The organism is Oscillatoria sp. FACHB-1407 (assembly GCF_014697545.1).
In the GTDB taxonomy this organism is placed as follows: domain Bacteria; phylum Cyanobacteriota; class Cyanobacteriia; order Elainellales; family Elainellaceae; genus FACHB-1407.
Genome location: NZ_JACJSA010000008.1, coordinates 110328 through 128795, shown reverse-complemented (window position 1 = coordinate 128795; position 18468 = coordinate 110328). Strand labels below are relative to the sequence as shown.

Annotated in this window: 17 protein-coding genes; 7 read left to right on the top strand and 10 right to left on the bottom strand. The window is 52.1% G+C overall.

Annotated elements, in window-relative coordinates:
- Positions 1-32 precede the first annotated feature (32 nt).
- The 4 genes from H6G89_RS15125 (at position 33) to obgE (ending at position 5570) form a co-directional block, all read left to right on the top strand.
- On the top strand, positions 33-3131 hold the full coding sequence (locus tag H6G89_RS15125) for an NACHT C-terminal helical domain 2-containing protein (protein WP_190507724.1): 3099 nt from the start codon (positions 33-35) through the stop codon (positions 3129-3131).
- A gap of 200 nt (positions 3132-3331) precedes the next feature.
- Entirely contained in the window at positions 3332-4168 is an 837-nt protein-coding gene (locus H6G89_RS15120; RefSeq protein WP_242059954.1) for a Uma2 family endonuclease, read from the top strand.
- A 19-nt stretch (positions 4169-4187) separates the two neighbouring features.
- Positions 4188-4436 carry a hypothetical protein gene (locus tag H6G89_RS15115; RefSeq protein ID WP_190507722.1) on the top strand — a complete coding sequence of 83 codons (249 nt, stop codon included), beginning with the start codon at positions 4188-4190 and terminating at the stop codon, positions 4434-4436.
- Between the two features lie 78 nt (positions 4437-4514).
- On the top strand, positions 4515-5570 hold the full coding sequence (gene obgE / locus H6G89_RS15110; RefSeq protein WP_190507720.1) for a GTPase ObgE: 1056 nt from the start codon (positions 4515-4517) through the stop codon (positions 5568-5570).
- A gap of 351 nt (positions 5571-5921) precedes the next feature.
- Here the strand turns inward: obgE and H6G89_RS15105 are convergent, their stop codons facing one another.
- From H6G89_RS15105 to H6G89_RS15095, 3 genes are all read right to left on the bottom strand, one after another.
- Positions 5922-6248, bottom strand: a complete 327-nt coding sequence (locus H6G89_RS15105) for an MGMT family protein (RefSeq protein ID WP_190507719.1) — start codon at positions 6246-6248, stop codon at positions 5922-5924.
- 147 nt (positions 6249-6395) lie between these two features.
- The gene (locus H6G89_RS36125; protein WP_190507717.1) at positions 6396-7748 is read right to left on the bottom strand and encodes a M23 family metallopeptidase; all 1353 of its coding nucleotides are present in this window, start codon (positions 7746-7748) and stop codon (positions 6396-6398) included.
- Positions 7749-7984: 236 nt separating this feature from the next.
- Entirely contained in the window at positions 7985-8863 is an 879-nt protein-coding gene (locus H6G89_RS15095) for a biotin--[acetyl-CoA-carboxylase] ligase (protein WP_190507715.1), read from the bottom strand.
- A gap of 183 nt (positions 8864-9046) precedes the next feature.
- Between H6G89_RS15095 and pgeF the strand changes: the two genes are divergently transcribed.
- Positions 9047-9868, top strand: coding sequence for a peptidoglycan editing factor PgeF (gene pgeF, locus H6G89_RS15090; protein WP_190508048.1), 822 nt, complete (start codon positions 9047-9049; stop codon positions 9866-9868).
- Between the two features lie 26 nt (positions 9869-9894).
- Here the strand turns inward: pgeF and H6G89_RS15085 are convergent, their stop codons facing one another.
- Both H6G89_RS15085 and H6G89_RS15080 read right to left on the bottom strand, forming a co-directional pair.
- Positions 9895-11559 (bottom strand): Ppx/GppA phosphatase family protein, encoded by a 1665-nt coding sequence (locus H6G89_RS15085; RefSeq protein ID WP_190507713.1) that lies wholly within the window; start codon positions 11557-11559, stop codon positions 9895-9897.
- 449 nt (positions 11560-12008) lie between these two features.
- Positions 12009-12635: a ParA family protein gene (locus H6G89_RS15080; protein WP_190507711.1), complete on the bottom strand. Its 627-nt coding sequence runs from the start codon at positions 12633-12635 to the stop codon at positions 12009-12011.
- Between the two features lie 174 nt (positions 12636-12809).
- Between H6G89_RS15080 and H6G89_RS15075 the strand changes: the two genes are divergently transcribed.
- Both H6G89_RS15075 and H6G89_RS36245 read left to right on the top strand, forming a co-directional pair.
- Positions 12810-13703, top strand: coding sequence for a 4-hydroxybenzoate solanesyltransferase (locus H6G89_RS15075; RefSeq protein WP_190507709.1), 894 nt, complete (start codon positions 12810-12812; stop codon positions 13701-13703).
- Positions 13704-13847: 144 nt separating this feature from the next.
- On the top strand, positions 13848-14255 hold the full coding sequence (locus H6G89_RS36245; protein ID WP_190507707.1) for an AP2/ERF family transcription factor: 408 nt from the start codon (positions 13848-13850) through the stop codon (positions 14253-14255).
- A 66-nt stretch (positions 14256-14321) separates the two neighbouring features.
- Here the strand turns inward: H6G89_RS36245 and H6G89_RS15065 are convergent, their stop codons facing one another.
- The 5 genes from H6G89_RS15065 to H6G89_RS15045 form a co-directional block, all read right to left on the bottom strand.
- On the bottom strand, positions 14322-14711 hold the full coding sequence (locus H6G89_RS15065; RefSeq protein ID WP_190507705.1) for a hypothetical protein: 390 nt from the start codon (positions 14709-14711) through the stop codon (positions 14322-14324).
- A gap of 222 nt (positions 14712-14933) precedes the next feature.
- Positions 14934-16112: a transaldolase gene (locus H6G89_RS15060; protein WP_190507703.1), complete on the bottom strand. Its 1179-nt coding sequence runs from the start codon at positions 16110-16112 to the stop codon at positions 14934-14936.
- 299 nt (positions 16113-16411) lie between these two features.
- On the bottom strand, positions 16412-17620 hold the full coding sequence (locus tag H6G89_RS15055; protein ID WP_190507701.1) for an acetate kinase: 1209 nt from the start codon (positions 17618-17620) through the stop codon (positions 16412-16414).
- Positions 17553-17777: a hypothetical protein gene (locus H6G89_RS15050; RefSeq protein ID WP_190507699.1), complete on the bottom strand. Its 225-nt coding sequence runs from the start codon at positions 17775-17777 to the stop codon at positions 17553-17555. Before H6G89_RS15050 ends, H6G89_RS15055 begins: the two co-directional genes overlap by 68 nt.
- Positions 17778-17813: 36 nt before the next feature.
- Entirely contained in the window at positions 17814-18452 is a 639-nt protein-coding gene (locus tag H6G89_RS15045) for a histidine phosphatase family protein (protein ID WP_190507697.1), read from the bottom strand.
- Positions 18453-18468 lie beyond the last annotated feature (16 nt).

The window sequence follows — 18468 nt, the reverse complement described above, 5'->3', positions numbered from 1 at the left end:
TAGAATAGTGACCAAGCTGGAATAGCGGAGCGATGGGAGGGATGGAGCGATCGCGCAAGTTAGTGCTGACGAATTGGACAAAAGCGAACGATGCTTTGAATCTGTATTTCGAGGGCAATAAATCGAAGCTGACCGCGCACGTTAAAATGTCCCGCACCACCGTCACCGCTTTTTTCAAGCTGGAGCCTGTGCGTGAGGCAGAGTTTCGCAAGCTCTGCTCAGCTTTGCGGTTGAATTGGCAAGAGGTTTCTACAGTTCAGTCAATTCTTGCGGAGAGCTTCGCTAGCGCTTCCCAACCCCAAAACAAGACGGATCCACTCCAACAAATTCGAGAACACTGCCGTCAGAAAATCCTCAGGCAGCACAGTCGAATGCGCTTGCTGAGTGGGGAGGAGATTGGGGTCGATCAGCTTTACGTCGATGTCTGGTTACTGAATCGATCGCCCCGCACCTATCAAGTGTCTGAAGATAAGCTGTTGCAAACCTTTGACTTGCGGAACGATCGCCTGGGATTGGGCGATCGTATTAAACGCAATCCAGGCTTTGAGATTGCCGATGCCAACCCAAAACTCCTGATTCTGGGCAAACCTGGTGCCGGGAAAACAACCTTTCTCAAGCACCTGGCAGTGGATTGGTGCAAGGGGCACTTTCAGCCAGACTTGATTGCAGTCTTCATTGAACTTCGCCGCATTCGAGATGAGCAATGGCATTTATTAGATGCAATTGGAAAGGAATTGGGACTGGACGAAGGTCATCAGATCAGAGCACTGAAGCAGCAAATTCAGCAGTTAAAGCGAAATATTACTGAATCTCTGGAGGAAAACAAAAATAAAGAAAACCAAATTAAAGAACTGCAACAGAATTTAGAGGCATTACCACTACAAGTTCTACTGAAAAAGGGCAGACTTTTAGTGCTAATGGATGGATTGGACGAAGTGCCGACGAATGAACTGCGGGGCGAGGTGCAGACTCAACTCCGAGAGATCATAGAGGAGTATAAGGCTAACCGATGGATTCTGACCTGCCGCACCCAGATTATTGAGTCAATTCCAGTTGGGTTTACCTCGGTGGAGGTAGCAGACTTCAGCCCAGAGCAGGTGCAACAGTTTGTCCAGAACTGGTTTCAGGCGAGTGGACAATCGGATGTCGAAGTGGCACAGCAGTGGGAAAACTTTGATGCTGCTGTAAGCAGGAATTCAGCATTGAAGGAACTGACGGTGACTCCGGTGCTGCTGAGTCTGATGTGTTTAGTCTTTCACGACGAGGGAGAAATGCCCTCCCAGATGACGGATCTCTATCAAAGAGGGATTCGGTTACTGCTAGAGAAATGGAATGATGCTAAGGCGATCGAAGGCTGGGAAGTGGGCATTGACGCCTATCGCCAATTGAGTGTAGAACAAAAACAGACATTGCTGATCGAGATTGCCGCCCGCAAATTTGAGAATCCAGAAAACTTTGTTTTGTTTCAACAGAACGAGATTGCTGCTCAGATTGCTGAATTTCTCCACCTTGCTAATCGAGAAGAGGGTGTCGCCGTCCTGAAAGCGATGGAGGCACAGCACGGACTGTTGATTGAACGGGCAGACGAGTTGTGGTCGTTTTCCCACCTTACTTTTCAGGAGCATTTCACCGTTCAATGGCTGACTCAACTGACCCCAGCACAACTAGCTGCAAAGATTGCCAATTCACAATGGCAGCAGGTGGTTGAGCAACTGGTGAAATCGCAACAGCCTGCTGATCGCCTACTGCGCCTGATTAAACACTCTATCGATTGGTCAATCGCAGGTGAACCCACGTTGAATCAATTTTTAAATTGGGTCTTGAAAAAAGCGGGCTCTATTCAGTCTAACTATAGACCCGCCGCCCTTCGAGCTTTCTATTTTGCCCTTGCTCTCGCCCGCGCTCGCGCCTGCAACCTCGCCCTCGACCTCGCCCTTGCTCTCGCCCGCGCTCGCGCCTGCAACCTCGCCCTCGCCCTTGACCGCGCCCTCGACCTCGACCTGAACCTCACCCGCGCTCTCGACCTGAACCTCACCCGCGCCCTCGACCTGAACCTCGCCCTCACCCTTGCTCTCGACCTCGACCGTGCCCTTGCTCTCGCCCGCGACCGCGCCCTCACCCGTTCCCACGATCGTGCCCTCGCCCTCGCCCTCGCCCTCGCCCTCGCCCTCACCCTCGCCCTCGCCCTCGACTTCAGCGATGAACTTGCATTCAAACTGGAAGAGTTGAAGACTAAATTGCCTTCACGAAAAAGCTGGCAGCACTTCGAGCAATGGTGGCAAGCACAGGGGCAACAGTGGTTAGAAGAGCTGCGGCAGGTGATGATTCAGCATCGGAATATTAATATTGGTCACGATTGGCAGTTCACTAACCAACAGAAACAACAACTACAACGCTACTACAATGCCAACCGCTTCCTCGTTAAGCTGATGAAGATTGAGGGTGCGGTAAGTCCAAATGTTCGGGCTGAAATTGAAGAGAGCCTGCTGCTGCCCTGGGAGGAACTGCAACGCCGCTATCCAGAGATCTATGGCTCTGATTCCCCGACCTCCAACTCGCAACCTGTTGTGAAATCTGACCAAGAAGTGTTCGTCTCCTACGCCTGGGGTGGCGACAGTGAAGCGATCGCCAATCAACTCGATCAGGCATTCCAGAATAAGGGCATTACCCTGGTACGTGACAAGCGCGACCTCGGTTTCAAAGGACGGATTAAGGAATTTATGCAGCGCATCGGACGCGGCAAATGTGTGGTCGTCGTGATTAGTGAGAAATACCTCAAATCTGAAAACTGCATGTATGAACTGGTGCAAATTGCCAAAAATGGTGCATTTTACGATCGCATTTTCCCAATCATCCTCGCTGATGCCAACATCTACAAACCCATCCAGCGCATCCAATATATTCAGTACTGGGAAGACGAAATTCATAAACTGAATGAAGCCATGAAAACGGTCAGTGCCGCCAATCTTCAAGGCTTCCGCGATGACATTGATTTGTACACCGAGATTCGAGGAACGATCGCCGGACTGATCGACATCCTCAAAGACATGAATACCCTCACGCCAGACATGCACGCAGAGTCAGGCTTTGATGAACTCTTCACAGCCGTTGAACGCAAACTGGCAGAGTAAGAGTCTATTTCTGATCCACGAGGTTTAACCAGAGAGACGCGATTAATCGCGTCTGTCCTGTTGGTGGTTTAGTTGACTACGAGTGTAGGGGGCGATCGCTTCCAAAACCCAGATACCAACTCCCTGTCTGCTTCAAGCAGCCGAGGAGATTAAAGAAGTCGGAGATCTATACTTGAGACAGTCGATCGCCCCGGTTGCTCATGACCCTCTCACGCCCTTCACTAGAACAGGTTGACCCGCCGCGTTCTCCCAGAGAGACACTGCCGACGATGTATGATCTGCCCAGCGAAGATCCTAACGAACCCGGCTTGCCTGACGAATTTCACGATCTCCAACCGCAACTGTTGAGTGCCACACTGCGCCTCAGCACCTATGCCCGTGACGAGATTTTTACGGGGACTGATCTCAACCTTTACTATGATGTGCGCCATCCCCTATGGCAAAAACGCCCCGACTGGTTCCTAGTGGTTGGTGTGCCGCGTCTCTACGATGGGGTTGATTTGCGTTCCAGCTATGTGATCTGGCAGGAAGGCATCCATCCCTTTGTGGTGGTGGAGTTGCTTTCTCCAGGCACGCAAGCAGAAGATTTAGGTCCCTACGCAAAGATTTCCCAGGCAGAGAGTGGGTTACCCGAAGTCGTTCTTGACGCTCCAAGCTTGCCTCCAGAGAACGGTCAACCCGAACGCGAGACGCCACCCAGCAAGTGGACGGTTTACGAAACGATCTTGCGAGTGCCTTACTATGTGGTCTTCAGTCGTTATACCAACAAGCTGTGGTTCTTTAAGCTCGTGGGCGGACGCTATGAACAGCAACCACTGAGTGCTGATTCTCCGCAAATCTGGATTCCAGAACTGGAGTTGGGATTAGGTCTTTGGCAGGGAGCTTATCAAGACATTGAACGGGTTTGGTTGCGCTGGTGCGATCGCTCAGGAATCTGGGTTCTAACGCCAGAAGAGCAAGTCGAACAGGAACGCCAACGTGCAGAACGATTAGCGGCTCGACTACGAGAATTGGGGATTGACCCAGAGCAAGTGTAAGTAAAGGAAAGGGCTAGCCATGAAACATGCTGGGGAGGATGCACTCGACAAACTGGAGGAATTGCTGGTCGAGATCCGTCAACTTCAGAGCTTGAAAGAGAAGAAGCGTGGAGTCTTTTATCGGAAGTCCCAAGCATTTCTACACTTCCACGAAGACCAAAATCAACTGTTTGCAGATGTGAGAACGGGTGAGGACTGGGAAAGGTTCTCAGTGAACACCAAAGCAGAACAGATTGGTCTGCTTAATCAAATACGGTTGCATCTATAAAGTGGCGATCGCCCCTGAAGCAACCGACCTACCCTAAAATCGCCTACCATCAAGAAAGAAGCGTAATGTTTGGGTTCCATGCAATTTATCGATCAGGCAGAAATTGACGTCAAAGCAGGTGATGGGGGAGACGGGCTGGTAGCCTTTCACCGAGAGAAGTATGTGCCTGCGGGAGGTCCGTCGGGGGGTAACGGAGGTCACGGAGGGTCTGTCATTCTCAAAGCCGTCGAAAACTTGCAAACCCTGCTGGACTTCCGCTATGCCCACAAATTTAAGGCTAAAGATGGGCAACGGGGGGGCCCAAAAAACATGACGGGTGCTTCTGGGGACGACCTGATCATTGAGGTTCCCTGTGGCACGATGGTTTACGATGCTGAGACAGACGAAGTGTTGGGAGATCTGGTCGCCCCTAATCAAACGCTGTTAATTGCTCAAGGTGGCAAAGGGGGATTGGGTAACAAGCACTTCCTCAGCAACCGCAATCGTGCGCCCGAACGTGCCCTACCCGGATTGCCCGGTGAGGAAAAGTTGGTTCGTCTGGAGTTGAAGCTGCTGGCAGAAGTGGGAATCATTGGTCTGCCCAACGCTGGTAAATCAACCCTGATCTCAGCCCTGTCTGCGGCTCGTCCCAAGATTGCCGACTATCCCTTTACAACCCTCGTGCCTAACCTGGGGGTGGTTCGTAAACCCACTGGAGATGGCACCGTCTTTGCTGACATTCCGGGGTTGATTGAAGGGGCACACCAGGGAACAGGCTTGGGACACGACTTCTTACGACATATTGAACGCACAAGAGTTTTGCTGCACCTGATCGATGTGACGCAAGAAGACCCGATCGCCGCTTATCACACGATTCAATCAGAATTGGAGGCGTATGGACGGGGCTTAGAAGACCGTCCCCAAATTGTTGCGCTCAATAAAATCGATGCGGCGACCTCTGACCCTGAACGAGTTGAGGCGATCGCCCAGGAACTTGAAGCCCTAACTCAAACCTCCATCTTCACCATCTCCGCCGTTGCCCGAATTGGCTTAGACCCACTGTTGCAAAAGGTGTGGCAATCGCTGGAGGAAGCAGAAAGTGAGGCGATCGTCGAGTTGGGGGAGGGGAATTTGTCAATCGTTAGTAGTCAGTAGTCAATAGTCAGGAGTCAATAGTCAATAGTCAGTAGTTAATAGTCAGTAGTCAGTAGTCAATAGTCAGGAGTCAATAGTCAATAGTCAGTAGTTAATAGTCAGTAGTCAGTAGTCAATAGTCAGGAGTCAATAGTCAATAGTCAGTAGTTAATAGTCAGTAGTCAGTAGTCAATAGTCAGGAGTCAATAGTCAATAGTCAGTAGTTAATAGTCAGTAGTCAGTCGTTATTGGTCATCCGAGAGAACCTAATGACCAACGACCGTTCAACGAAGTTTCAATTGAGCCGTTGGCACTCACGGCGAAGCCACTGACCATTGACCATTGACCATTGACCATTGACCATTGACCCATCTACTCTTCCTGGGGCAACGGTGGTCGCCACAGATATTCGCTCAGACTCACCTTTCCGGCTTCATTGAAGTGGATGCCCTCGGCTTCCAGGAGCGATCGCTGTAAGTAATCACTGCCATTACGCCAGGGAGATTCCGAGACTTCTCCTTTGGCATTGATGACGCGATGCCAGGGAATATCAGATCCCGGAGCAATTTGATACAGAGCATAGCCCACGAGTCGCGCCTGACCTGCCAGATTTGCCAGTGCTGCGACCTGCCCATAGGTTGAAACCTTGCCATAGGGAATCTGACGCACGATCGCGTAGATCTGGTCGTAGGTAGACATGAGAGAAGAGGGATAAAAGCTGAAGGATAAAGGCTAAACGATGAAGGATAAACGATGAGAGCAGATCGGATCTTTAGCCCGCAACTACAACTAGCTGATGTAGCGTTCTGTAGCTTTTACCCGTTATCCTTCATCCTTTATCCTGATTTACGGCTTAGCCTGCTCAGAGGTTACTTCCGGCTTGCTCCATCCCTTCAACTCATTCAACTCGATTGGAGTCGATTCACCCAGGCTAATGAGAATCAAATCAGTAATGTTGGGATCAAAGACCACTGGAAAATCTTCAAAGGACTGAGCTTTGACCATAGCTACCAACTCTGGGTCTTCCTTCAACGCCTTGAGTAGCCCGTCAATGCCATCCAAATGGAAGACCGACACCTGGGTTTCTTCAGCCGGAGCTTGAGCGGCTTGGAAGTATCCACCAAAGGTCGCTAGAGCTTGTTCCAGCAGACCACCTGGGTTCAGCGCAACCCAACCCTCTTGGGTACGTTCGCGGTATTCAAAGTGCAGGTGGGGACCAGTGGAGTTACCTGTGCTGCCCACTCGCCCAATCACTTGACCCTGCTCGACCACCTCGCCCGGTTGCACGAAGATCTCAGACAGGTGGGCGTATAGGGTTTGTGCATCAGGGCTAGCGTGACGCATGACGACGGTTAAGCCGTAGCCATTCATAAAGTCAGCGATCGCCACACGACCTGAATACGCCGCCAACACTGGAGTCCCCATGGGAGCACCCAAGTCAGTACCGTAGTGGAAACGCATCGCGCCACTGATGGGGTGAACCCGCCAGCCAAAGGCAGAGGTAATTGATGCAGGCAAAGACAACGGGAAGATCAGCCGCGTATTGTTATTACCCAACATGCCCATGGGACGTTGAGTCAGGTTGTAGTAGTTTCTGCCGATGCCGATGCCATTGGAACCCAGGCGAACTGGACCCACACTTACAGAACTAACACTCGTCGGTTTACCACCCACACTGTTGGGGAGGGCGCAGAGGCTAGCTGGGACGCTCTGCCCTTGTTGTAAGGTGGTTTGGCACCCAGTAGACCGTTCTGACAAGACCACAGCAGGTCGCTGACCATAGCCAGGAGTTGCGCCCAAATTGTAGTCAGTGTTGTCAATAACGCGATCGCTTTCAGGGGTGAGGGTTTGAATCTCGTCCATAACCTCAGAGGGGAGGGCGATCGGTGTTGCATCCGTGGAGGGTTTAGGCGCAGGAGAAGCTGCGGCTGGCGCGGGTGAGCGTTCGATGCTGGCAGGTTCTGGTGCTGCGGGAGCAGGGGTCACAGGTGCAGCTGCCGGAGGTGCTGGGGCAGGCTCAGCAGGCATGAGCAAATCTTGAGCACTGGGCACAGCCAACGAGTCAGTAGGAGAAGTTTGGGCAAACACCACACCGCCACTCAGGAGGCTAAGTCCGCCTAGCCAACCTAACCCTTGAGCCAAGAGACGAGGGTTAAGAACCTGAGCATGGGGGCGGATTGAGTTAGGCTTTTGAGTCATAGCTGTGTCTTTACTCAGTGATAAACAAATCTAATGGAAAGCAGAAAATTTCAAATAAGCTAAGGTCTGGACAAACCCTAATGGTAGTAAAACATCTGAGCTATTACATCATTAAAGGCGTACTGCACTACATCCACTATGGGATGGATTGTAACGTGTTACTTCATACTAACTGCTAATCCAGTTGGATGATTTTTGGAATAATTTTTGGAGTGGGATGAATTGCGATCGCGCCGCTAATTTAGTCGTTCCACGTCGGTTGCTGGTTCCCGTTCAGGCAAGTCGTATCCCAGGCAAACCTCACCCGGTTTTACCAGAATGTCTGTTGCCGATGCACCATTTCCTGACAGACGCACGCGCAAATCCCCGGTAGCAGACACCCCGGTTACAATACCCAAACAGTCCCCTACCCTAACCGGAAGTCCTACACTCGTCAACAAAGTGTGATATTCAGACAAGATTGCCTCAATGCCCTGGTTTTGCCAGTGATAATAGGCACCCATCATGCCTCTGAGGGCGATCGCTGCCAGCATCTCCAGGGATGTAATGGTCGGTTGGGGCTGAGTTGCCATCACCGTTTGTAGATTGATCCCCACCGCTGGCACTGGGTTTGCCCAGTTAATGCCAACACCGACGATCGCTTGACGAATCACCCCCTGACTGATGCGCGTTTCGGTCAAGATGCCGCCCAGTTTACGTCCCTGCACCACCAGATCGTTGAGCCACTTTAACTCCACGGGTATGCCATAGTGGCGCAATGCCGTCGCGATGCCCCAGGCACTACAAAGTGTCAGTTGTGCTCCCTGTTCGACTGCCAGGTTGGGGGTTAATGCCAGGGACAGGTACAAGCCACCCTGTGGGGACTGCCATTGTCGCCCCCATTGTCCCCGCCCCCCTTGTTGTTGGAGGGCGATCGCTACTGTGCCCTGGTCAGAACCCTGAGCCAGGAGTTCCCAGAGCGTCTGGTTCGTTGAAGTCAGGGTTTCAAACCAATGAATCTTAAAAGCAGTCGAGGATAGATCTGGAATAGCGGGAATGATGATTTGGTCAAGCAGCGTCGTGAGATGGTCTAAGTTCAAGGAAGGCGATCGGGTCAGCGCAACTTGAACTAGCATACGGGGTTAAGGTTTGAATAACGACTGTTGCACAGAGAGTGTTGCGCCAAACGCCCTAACTCAGTCCCTTCTTTCTTGCTCTGTCTTGAATTGACCGGATGGGTGAATCAAAAATTAAGAGAAGATAATGAAGTATTAGTGTTGACTACTTCTTCAAAATTGCTCCTTCACTTCCCCCAAATGATGCATACCTGGCACTGGCAGACCTGGCAAGACCTCCCTTATCTTACGTGCAGTTTGTTAAATTCCTTTCCGCATGGATTTTTTACGCAACAATGTTCCCCACGTCCCCCGGCAGAGTTGATTGAGGCAGTGCAACCCCAGGTTGAGGTCTATCGTGTCCGTCAGGTTCATGGAAATGCCGTTCTCACGCCCACTGAAATTGATTCGGCATTGCAACAGACCACAGAATCTGTTCCAGAGACAGAAACCGTTGAGTTGCCTCCTGCGGATGGGTTGCTGACCGAACGAGGCGCACAAGCGGTTTGGGTGTGTACGGCAGACTGTGTGCCTGCGTTAATTGCTGATATTAAAACAGGGCAGGTGGCGGCCGTTCATGCGGGATGGCGGGGTACGGCTCAGGAGATTGTGCCCCAGGCGATCGCCCGATTGCAGCAACAGGGCAGCCAACTCGAAGACCTGCGGGTGGCATTGGGTCCAGCGATCGCCGGAGAAGTTTACCAAGTCTCTACCACCGTTGCGGCTCAAGTGGGAGCCACCGTCGTGAAAGAGGTGGTCGCTGACACTAACGCCGATGTAGATCGGGTATTAGATGCCCTGAACCAGTTACCGGACTCCCCCCTGTTAAGGGACCCTGAACCGGGACGTGCACGTCTGGATGTACGACGGGTCAACGCCTTACAACTAGAGCAATTGGGACTTGCCCCAGAGCAGATTGCGATCGCCCCCTATTGCACCTATCAGCACGCCGACTACTTCTTCTCCTATCGACGCGATCGCCTTAAGAAGGTGCAGTGGTCAGGCATTGTGAGCACAGGGGATTGAGTTAGTCGGTGGTCAATAACTATTGACTACTGACCACTCTGCACAGAGACAGGTTGATTTTCCAGGGAAGAGATCAACTTGACGTGAAACTCCTCTTCAAAACAGCCCTTCTTGTAATCCAGGCTCCACAGTTCCAGAGCACAATCATCCGCCGGATCGGTCGCCTGCAAATGCAGGTGCAGTTGTTGAGCTTCGGGTTGATAGTCGCAGCGCACCTGCTGGACTGCGCCAATCTGTCGTCGATCCAGAGCTACGGCAAATCGCAATAGAGGGTTGAGTTGTTCAACGACCTTGCGATGCTTTTTGCTGGTAATGTTGCGGTAGTTTTCGTGCTTCTTTTTAGGGCAGTTCTTACGGTGATAGCGAGCGAGGTTGGCGATCGTCTCGACTTCAACTTCGGTGTAACCCAACAACTCGCCGTTGCGAATCAGGTAATAGGAATGTTTGTGGTGTGACGAATGGCTGACAAAGTGACCACTGTTGTGCAGGATAGCGGCAGCCCACAGGAGTTCACGCTCCTCTTCACTCCACCCATGCAACACGCCCTGCAACTGATCGAACAAACTTAGCGCAAAGCGGGCAACTCGTTCAGCATGTTCCAGATTCACTTGATACTTCTGCGCTGTTTTGATCACACTGCGCTGCCGAATGGAGCTTTGAAACCGCAGGCGATCTTCAATCAAGCCATGGGTGAGCATCCAATCGACGACGACCCCTTCTCGCAGCGATCGCTCACAGATCGTGATGGACTCGGCTCCCAACAACCCCATTGCTTCTTGCAGGATCAGTGCCCCTGCCAGAATAATCTCAGAGCGTCGTTCCGACATCCCCGGCAGCAGCGATCGCTCCGTGTAGTTCAGCTTCCGTAACCGATTGACAATCTCGCGCAAGTCGCGCAGGCTCATTTGATAGCCATTCAGCGGAGTGGGTGCGGTGCCAAACTTGTCTCTGGCATGGAGTACTGCCAGCGTTTCAATGGTGCCAGAGGTGCCCACCATGCGAAATGTTTCGCCCGGTTTGAGTTGTGCCTGCAATTCCTCTACTGGTCGCTCCAACATACCCCGCACGTAGGCTTGCAGGTATTGAAATTCACTATTGCTAATGGGATCAGTGGTAATCAACTCTGAGGTGAGGCGTACGGCTCCGACTTTCGTGCTGCTGAGCGATCGCGGTTCGTTACTATCTCCCAAAATCAGCTCAGTGGAGCCACCCCCGATGTCGATAATGGCGTGGGGCTGATTTTGAAACTCCATCCCCGACAATACGCCTAAATAGATGCGACGGGCTTCTTCCTGTCCTGAGATCAGGTTAATGATTAAGCCCAGATCCTCCTCGACCTGTTGCAGAAACGCCCGCCCATTGGGTGATTCGCGCACCGCACTGGTGGCAACGGCGACAATCTCCTCGACATTGAGGCTTTTGGCGATCTCCTGACAGCGTTTGAGTGCGTTGATTGCCCGCTCCATGGCCTCCGGGGTCAGCTCACCCGTGGCTTTGTTGCGATCGCCCAAACGAACAGTTGTCTTTTCGCGAGCAATGATCGTGAAGCTCGGCAGTTTAGGCTGAACCTGAACCACGACCATGTGAATGGAATTCGTACCCACGTCGATCGCGGCAAGGATGCGATCGCGTTCTAAATCAGGTGAAGAGTTCGGCAGAGCGTCTCTGCTTTCATAGACCAAATTGATCATCCGAATATCCAGGGTGGCAATACTGGCTTAAAACGCAAACATCACTGATGATCCAGAGCAAGCCAGGGTAATCAAATGCTTGGAAGAATTATCCTTATCTTCCCAACTCCATACACCCCTGCAAATCTCCCATCCGGCTAATTTGAAGGCTTACAGCTTGTAACTGCAAATACATTCTACTCCGCTATGTCACCATCAATTGCATCCTTACCTAATCATCAACTTATAGCTATTTTCAGACGAGTGCTACACAGCGAATGTCCGTGAATTCAGGCGATGCTAATAGTCATGCCAATAGTCATGGCATAGACACATGAAGGGCATTGCTGATCTAAGTCTAGGAATTTTGTACGGGCAGTTTGCGAACCGCCCCTCCCACCAGAACTGCTGCACAGAAATCATAGTCACATTCAGCAATGCCCACACCTGAAGATTGCTCTCCCCATTCCCTACGCTCCACTCCCCATGTCCCACTCCCCACTTCCTTTGACCAATTCCTGCCCGACCTGGAGATAATCTTGCCATCCCTCCATGGCTCGTGGGTCTTTGACCTGATGGACTAACATGCCTGCCTGTGCAGCTTTTTGAAAGGCGGAGTATCGCCGAATTCCTGTAGCAAAAACAGGCAGACCCGTTTCGACTAACATCGCTCTGACCTGCTCCCCGTCGCGGCTTGGCTTTGGGGGAATGATGGTCAACAGAATGCGATAGCGGTTTGCTCCAATGGTATTGAGGTATTCCAGGGTTAAAACGAGAGCTTCTAATGCCAGCACATCCGGTGTCGTTGGCAAAATTAACAGGTCACAGCCATCTGCCAGCAGTTCTAACTCGTCCTGCACCGGGCGGGCTTGAGTATCGATCACCACATGGTCGTAGTGACGCATCCGTTGGGGCGATCGCCACTCATCTACCACCTCAAACGGCAGTTTGCCCCGGTTTGCCCAACCCGACGCCGAACGGTTGGGATCAGCATCAATCAACAGCGTCTCTGCCTGGTTTTGCAGATAAGCCGCAAGATGAATCGCTGTTGTCGTTTTACCAACACCACCTTTAAAGCTGGCAACCGTGATGATCATGCATGAGGGAGAGTGAAGGAGTAGGGGAGTGGGGAGTAAGGGAGTGGGGAGTAAGGGAGCGTAGGAGAGACGCGATTAATCGCGTCTCTCCTACGCTCCGCAACCTCATCAGCTTCTGCCGCTGGGTCTACGATATTCTAGGATGCAGTATTGCGATGCGCCCGTGGTGTCAACATGTTGTCTGAACAGCCGTCTCAACCCGAATCAACCTGGATGAAGATCGTTCGCCTTTTACGGTGGGACAAGCCCGCCGGACGGCTCATTCTCATGATTCCCGCGTTGTGGGCAGTGGTGCTAGCGTCGCGGGGCAATCCACCACCGATTTTGATTGGGGTAATCATCCTGGGAACGTTGGCAACCAGTGCGGCTGGATGTGTGGTGAATGACCTGTGGGATCGCAACATTGACCCCAAAGTGCAACGCACGCGCAACCGTCCGCTTGCGTCACGAGCCCTGTCAGTCAACACAGGTATTGTAGCTGTGGTGGTGTCGTTGCTCTGTGCCTGGGGGTTGTCGCTCTACCTGAATCCGTTGAGTTTTTGGCTGTGTGTGGCAGCGGTGCCCGTGATTCTGTTATATCCAGGGGCAAAGCGTGTGTTTCCCGTGCCGCAGTTGGTGCTGGCGATCGCCTGGGGATTTGCGGTGCTGATCAGTTGGTCGGCTGTAACTGCCTCGCTGGAGCCTGCCACTGGCTACCTCTGGGCGGCCACTGTGTTGTGGACGTTGGGATTTGACACTGTGTATGCGATGGCAGATCGAGAGGACGATCGCCGTATCGGGGTAAAATCTAGCGCACTGTTTTTTGGCTCCCGCGCCGCTGATGCGGTGGGCTTGTTCTTCCTGGGAACGGTTTTGCTGCTGGCGATGACGGGAGTGGTGCTGGAACTGGGGGTAGGATTTTGGCTATCCCTGGTGTTGGGGGCGATCGCCTGGGCATGGCATTACTTGCAACTGCGTCCTCGAAATCCTCACCCTGCGACCTATGGACGCATCTTTCGGCAAAATGTCTGGATTGGCTTTCTAATCCTCATTGGCATGGTGTTAGGCACTTTCCACCTGGCAGCCTGAAAAGGAACTGAGATGATCCGTGTCGGGTGGTATTGAGGGGTTTATTTTTCAACACGTTAAGATCGCTCAAAGTCTCATCACTCTTAAACCACAGCGTGTAAAATCACAGTTGAGAGTCACCGCTTAAGAATACAGGATTGCGTTGTGGGTATTAGTCGCATTGAGCAACCAGAAAAAAAGCACTTCGGCTATTACGTCCGATTGATGTGGCGAGGCAAGCAATACGCAAAATTCTTTTCGGATAAGAAGTATGGCGGCAAACAAAAGGCACTCAAAGCGGCTGAGAAGTATTTTGATGAGCTAGACGAGCAGATGCCGCTCGATTCCCAGGTGGGGCGAATGAGTGTCCGTAATACCAGTGGCATCGTTGGTGTCAGCCGCACCAAGTCTGCTAGCCGAGGGCATCGCTACGAATATTGGCAAGCTCGTTGGGGCAGTGGCGACAACCGCAAGAGTGCCAAGTTCTCCATTCACAAATATGGGGAAGAAAAGGCGAAACAGCTTGCCATTGAAGCTCGCCAACAATGGGAAAAAGAAGCAGGCGTCGAATAGAAGCGACGCGATTAATCGCGTCTGGACGGATGAATAGATTAATCCGCTTTCTGACCAAAGCTCAATTTACCAGGCGTGAGGGTCTGCCAAAATTTCTAACGCTTCATCCGTGGATTGCCATGCAGCATCAAGCGCATCTGCCATGAGGGGATTGAGATAGCGCAACTCGTCTGCCAGTTCCAGCAATTCTTCAGACAGGCGATTGAGACGCTCATCTGCGATCGCCATGGCTTTAGCTCGGTTTCTGCTGTGTCTCAAGTGACGAATCGGGGGTGTGGTGACCGATTCAGCATATAAATCGATGTCGTCTTCGTCATCCAAAGGATCTGGCAAGGGGGATGCTTTTGGAGGAACAACGACTCGTGCTGGAGAGCTGCCTTGCATTGCAGAGGCAGTTCTAAAGCCACCACCAATATCATCTAAGCCAGATCCGTGTAGTCTTTTACTCGCTCTCATTGTGACCGTGCCCCAGGAAAGGTGTTCCTTACTGTATGACTACAGTTATCGTTCCCAGGTTCACGGAATTTCTAAAGAAGCGCGATCGCTTTTTGTGATTGCAAAAGAATATAGACACTATTGCTTGTGTCTGGGCAAAGCATTCAGTAAGAGGATTGCGATGAGATTGCATACCCACTGCCCGAACGCTTCGCCCCTCGTGAGTAACGGATCGGATGTGACTTACTGGGCAGTTGCCAAACGTAGCAACGCACCTAGCCCAGATCCCATTTCTTCAGGGGTGATTTTACCGTCTTTGTTGACATCCAATGCGTCAAATACGGCGTCGCTACCCAGCCATTCCTCACGCGTGATGAAGCCGTCGCCATCCAGGTCATAGACGTGGAAGATATCTTCAGCCGCATGGGTAACGGTGTCTTCTCCTTCTAGTCGCTTGAGGCGATCGCTCAACAACGTCTCCAGCGTCACGAGGGCTTTGGTGAAACCGTTGATCCCTTCCTCTAATTTCTCAGATGCCATGCGATCGCTGGCGTGCATCTCAGCAAACACAGCCTCATTCATATCGATCTTGTCGATTGGGAGGTCAGCCGCTTTAGAGGGGTCGAGTTTACGAGGCAGGTCGCCTGTGGTGGATTTCAACTCGGCTAACAAGGCTGGAGAAATCGTCAGCAGATCGCAACCTGCCAATTCGGTGATCTCGCCTGCATTGCGGAAGCTCGCTCCCATCACCTCGGTCTTGTAGCCAAACTTTTTGTAGTAGTTGTAGATTTTGGTGACGGAGAGAACGCCCGGATCTTCAGCGGGTGGGTAGCTGTCGCGTCCGGTTTCTTTTTTGTACCAGTCGAGAATGCGCCCGACAAAGGGAGAGATCAGCGTTACTCCGGCTTCGGCACAGGCGATCGCTTGATGTAGCCCAAACAACAGCGTCAGGTTGCAGTGAATTCCTTCTTTTTCAAGGATTTCAGCGGCTTTGATGCCTTCCCATGTAGAGGCGATTTTGATGAGAACGCGATCGCGACCCACCCCTGCGGCTTCGTATTGGGCAATCAGGTCATGGGCTTTGGCGACGGTTGCTTCCGTATCGTAGGACAGACGGGCATCCACTTCGGTGGAGACGCGACCGGGAATAATCTTGAGAATTTTGAGTCCAAATGCCACTGCCAACCGATCAAAGGCTAAGGTCGCAATTTGTTCATCACTGGCACCTGCCCCCAAGTCTGCTTTTGCAGTAAGCAGGGTTTGATCGACGATTTCGCGGTATTGCGGCATTTGAGCCGCAGCGGTAATCAACGAAGGGTTGGTGGTTGCATCACGGGGGGTAAATTGCTCGATCGCCTGAATATCGCCTGTGTCGGCAACCACAATTGTCATTTCCCGCAGTTGGTCAAGCAAGTTGGACATGGCTAAGTTCCTGAGAAGAGAAGGAAGAAAAAGGGATAAACGATGAAGGATGAAGGATAAAAAAAGAAGAAAAAAGAGAGGAGAGTTGATGCAAATACAAATGCCCATTCCCATGATTGTTCATGGATTCAAAATTGGCTCAGATGCTCACTTTTTCTCAACATTTTCAGGAGGGTTAACTGTTAATCGGCTCATTCCATCTGGTCTGTGCTGAACAATTTCTGTACGGGTATGGCATTTGGCAAAGCCATTTTGCGGTTTATCCACCCGCTATCGGCCAAATGCCGCACTCCTACCGTTTAATGAACCAATTTCCAACATTCCTGAGCGATCGCCCAATCCTCTTGTGTGTGGATGACCAGCACCCGAACGGCAGAATCGGGGGTGGCGATATCCTGATCCACAGGTTTTTGGTTGTTCTTCTGCGGGTCAAGGGTTAAGCCCAGGAAGCCAAACGCCTCGCAGGTCGCGGCTCGCAGTTGAGCATCGTTTTCACCTACACCAGCGGTAAACACGAGGGCATCGAGCCCACCCAGAGCAGGTAAGAGGGAACCAATCTGCGATCGCAATCGATGCACATATACCTCCAGAGCCAGTTGGGCTTGCGCGTTCCCTTGAGCATCTGCCTCTCGCACGCGACGCACATCGGCAGAAATACCCGAAACCCCTTTTAAGCCTGATTCTTTGTTCAGCATCTGGTCGAGTTGGTCTGCGGTATATCCCTCCTGACGCAACAGGTGAATCAAGATCCCCGGATCGACCGAACCGGAACGGCTTCCCATCATCAATCCTTCTAATGGGGTGAAGCCCATGGTGGTGTCTATACTGTGTCCTTGGGCGATCGCTGCTAAGGAACACCCGTTCCCTAAATGGCAGGTAATCAGCCGTAGTGAGTTGAGATCGCGGTTCAGCAGTTGAGCCGCACGGTGAGCGCAATATTGGTGACTGATGCCATGAAAGCCATAACGCCGAATTCCTTGCTCAAACCACTTGTAGGGGATGGGATAAACGGCAGTCGCAGGGGGCAGATGGGCATGAAACGCCGTATCAAAGACTGCAACCTGCGGCACATCTCCCAACACCTGTTCAATGACTTCGATACCTTCCAGGTTGGCGGGATTGTGTACCGGAGCAAAGCTAGCCAGACGGGCGATCGCAGCTTTTACATCCGCGTTGACTCGTGTACTCGATTGGTATTCTTGCCCGCCATGAACGACGCGATGCCCTACAATTTCGATTTCTTTGGGATTCTCGATGACTTGGGTTTTACCGCTCCACAGGGTTTCCAGCATGAATTGGGTCACTTCAGTGCGGGAGGTTGAGGGCAACTCATGCTCTAACGTGATCCCAGCCACTTTGACGTTGATCTCTGCCATGCCCTGCTGATGAGTCCAATCGATGTGGGCTTCCCACACGGGTTCAGGAGGATCAGCAGGAAGGTCACCATTGAGGGCATAGAGGCAACTTTTTTGACTGCTCGACCCAGCGTTGAGAACGAGTATCTTCATGGGGAGTGGGGAGTGGGGAGTGGGGAGTGGGGAGTGAGTGAGGGAGTGAGGAGTGGGGAATGGGGAGTGGGGTAAGGGAGCGAGCGAGGGAGAAGGGAGTGAGGGAGGGAGAGGGGTAGGGAGGGGTGAGAGCTATTAACAATTGACCATTGACCATTGACCATTGACCATTCCCTACTCCCCACTCCCTAATTTATGTTCCAGGCATGGCTAGCAGATGAGCCGGGATGTGGTGGCGATCGCCCAGTACTTCCAACAGAGGACCGTGTTCGGTAAATTTGACGACACTCACAGAGGCAGCTAGAGCGTTGATGCGATCGCGGTAGCGTCCTAAGTCGATGCCCAACAGGGTACAGAGAATGATCCGGATGGTGGCTTTGTGGGAGACGACGAGCACATTTCCGTTGGTGCATTTACTTTCGATCTCAGCAATTACCAACGAGGCACGACTGGCGATCTCGACAGCGGTTTCACCTCCGGTGGGTGCATTCCAGGCAGGTTCGGTCATCCAGCGGATGTAGTCGTCGAGATAGTTTTCCTTAACGAAATCCTGAGTTTTGCCCTCCCACTCGCCATAGCGAATCTCTTTCAAACCGTCTCGCAGCTGCATCTCAATGCCCAACGCATCACACAAAGGTTTAGCCGTGGCGATCGTCCGTTTCATCGGGCTGACATAGACAGCATCCCAGGGGACGGTGTGATAGGTTTCGGCAAAGCCTTTTGCCATCTCTTCGCCTTCGGGGGTCAGGTCGGGATCAAGCTCACCACAATAGCCTCCAGTACGGCTATAGGTGGTTTCGCCATGTCGAAGCAGATACAGTTTTAGGCTCATAGACGGGTGGGGGGTG

Bases quoted from the DNA above. Each gene is read 5' to 3' on its own strand.
- H6G89_RS15125 (WP_190507724.1), top strand. From the start codon at position 33: ATGGGAGGGATGGAGCGATCGCGCAAGTTAGTGCTGACGAATTGGACA.
- H6G89_RS15120 (WP_242059954.1), top strand. From the start codon at position 3,332: ATGACCCTCTCACGCCCTTCACTAGAACAGGTTGACCCGCCGCGTTCT.
- H6G89_RS15115 (WP_190507722.1), top strand. From the start codon at position 4,188: ATGAAACATGCTGGGGAGGATGCACTCGACAAACTGGAGGAATTGCTG.
- obgE (WP_190507720.1), top strand. From the start codon at position 4,515: ATGCAATTTATCGATCAGGCAGAAATTGACGTCAAAGCAGGTGATGGG.
- H6G89_RS15105 (WP_190507719.1), bottom strand. From the start codon at position 6,248: ATGTCTACCTACGACCAGATCTACGCGATCGTGCGTCAGATTCCCTAT.
- H6G89_RS36125 (WP_190507717.1), bottom strand. From the start codon at position 7,748: ATGACTCAAAAGCCTAACTCAATCCGCCCCCATGCTCAGGTTCTTAAC.
- H6G89_RS15095 (WP_190507715.1), bottom strand. From the start codon at position 8,863: ATGCTAGTTCAAGTTGCGCTGACCCGATCGCCTTCCTTGAACTTAGAC.
- pgeF (WP_190508048.1), top strand. From the start codon at position 9,047: ATGCATACCTGGCACTGGCAGACCTGGCAAGACCTCCCTTATCTTACG.
- H6G89_RS15085 (WP_190507713.1), bottom strand. From the start codon at position 11,559: ATGATCAATTTGGTCTATGAAAGCAGAGACGCTCTGCCGAACTCTTCA.
- H6G89_RS15080 (WP_190507711.1), bottom strand. From the start codon at position 12,635: ATGATCATCACGGTTGCCAGCTTTAAAGGTGGTGTTGGTAAAACGACA.
- H6G89_RS15075 (WP_190507709.1), top strand. From the start codon at position 12,810: ATGTTGTCTGAACAGCCGTCTCAACCCGAATCAACCTGGATGAAGATC.
- H6G89_RS15065 (WP_190507705.1), bottom strand. From the start codon at position 14,711: ATGAGAGCGAGTAAAAGACTACACGGATCTGGCTTAGATGATATTGGT.
- H6G89_RS15060 (WP_190507703.1), bottom strand. From the start codon at position 16,112: ATGTCCAACTTGCTTGACCAACTGCGGGAAATGACAATTGTGGTTGCC.
- H6G89_RS15055 (WP_190507701.1), bottom strand. From the start codon at position 17,620: ATGAAGATACTCGTTCTCAACGCTGGGTCGAGCAGTCAAAAAAGTTGC.
- H6G89_RS15050 (WP_190507699.1), bottom strand. From the start codon at position 17,777: ATGGTCAATGGTCAATTGTTAATAGCTCTCACCCCTCCCTACCCCTCT.
- H6G89_RS15045 (WP_190507697.1), bottom strand. From the start codon at position 18,452: ATGAGCCTAAAACTGTATCTGCTTCGACATGGCGAAACCACCTATAGC.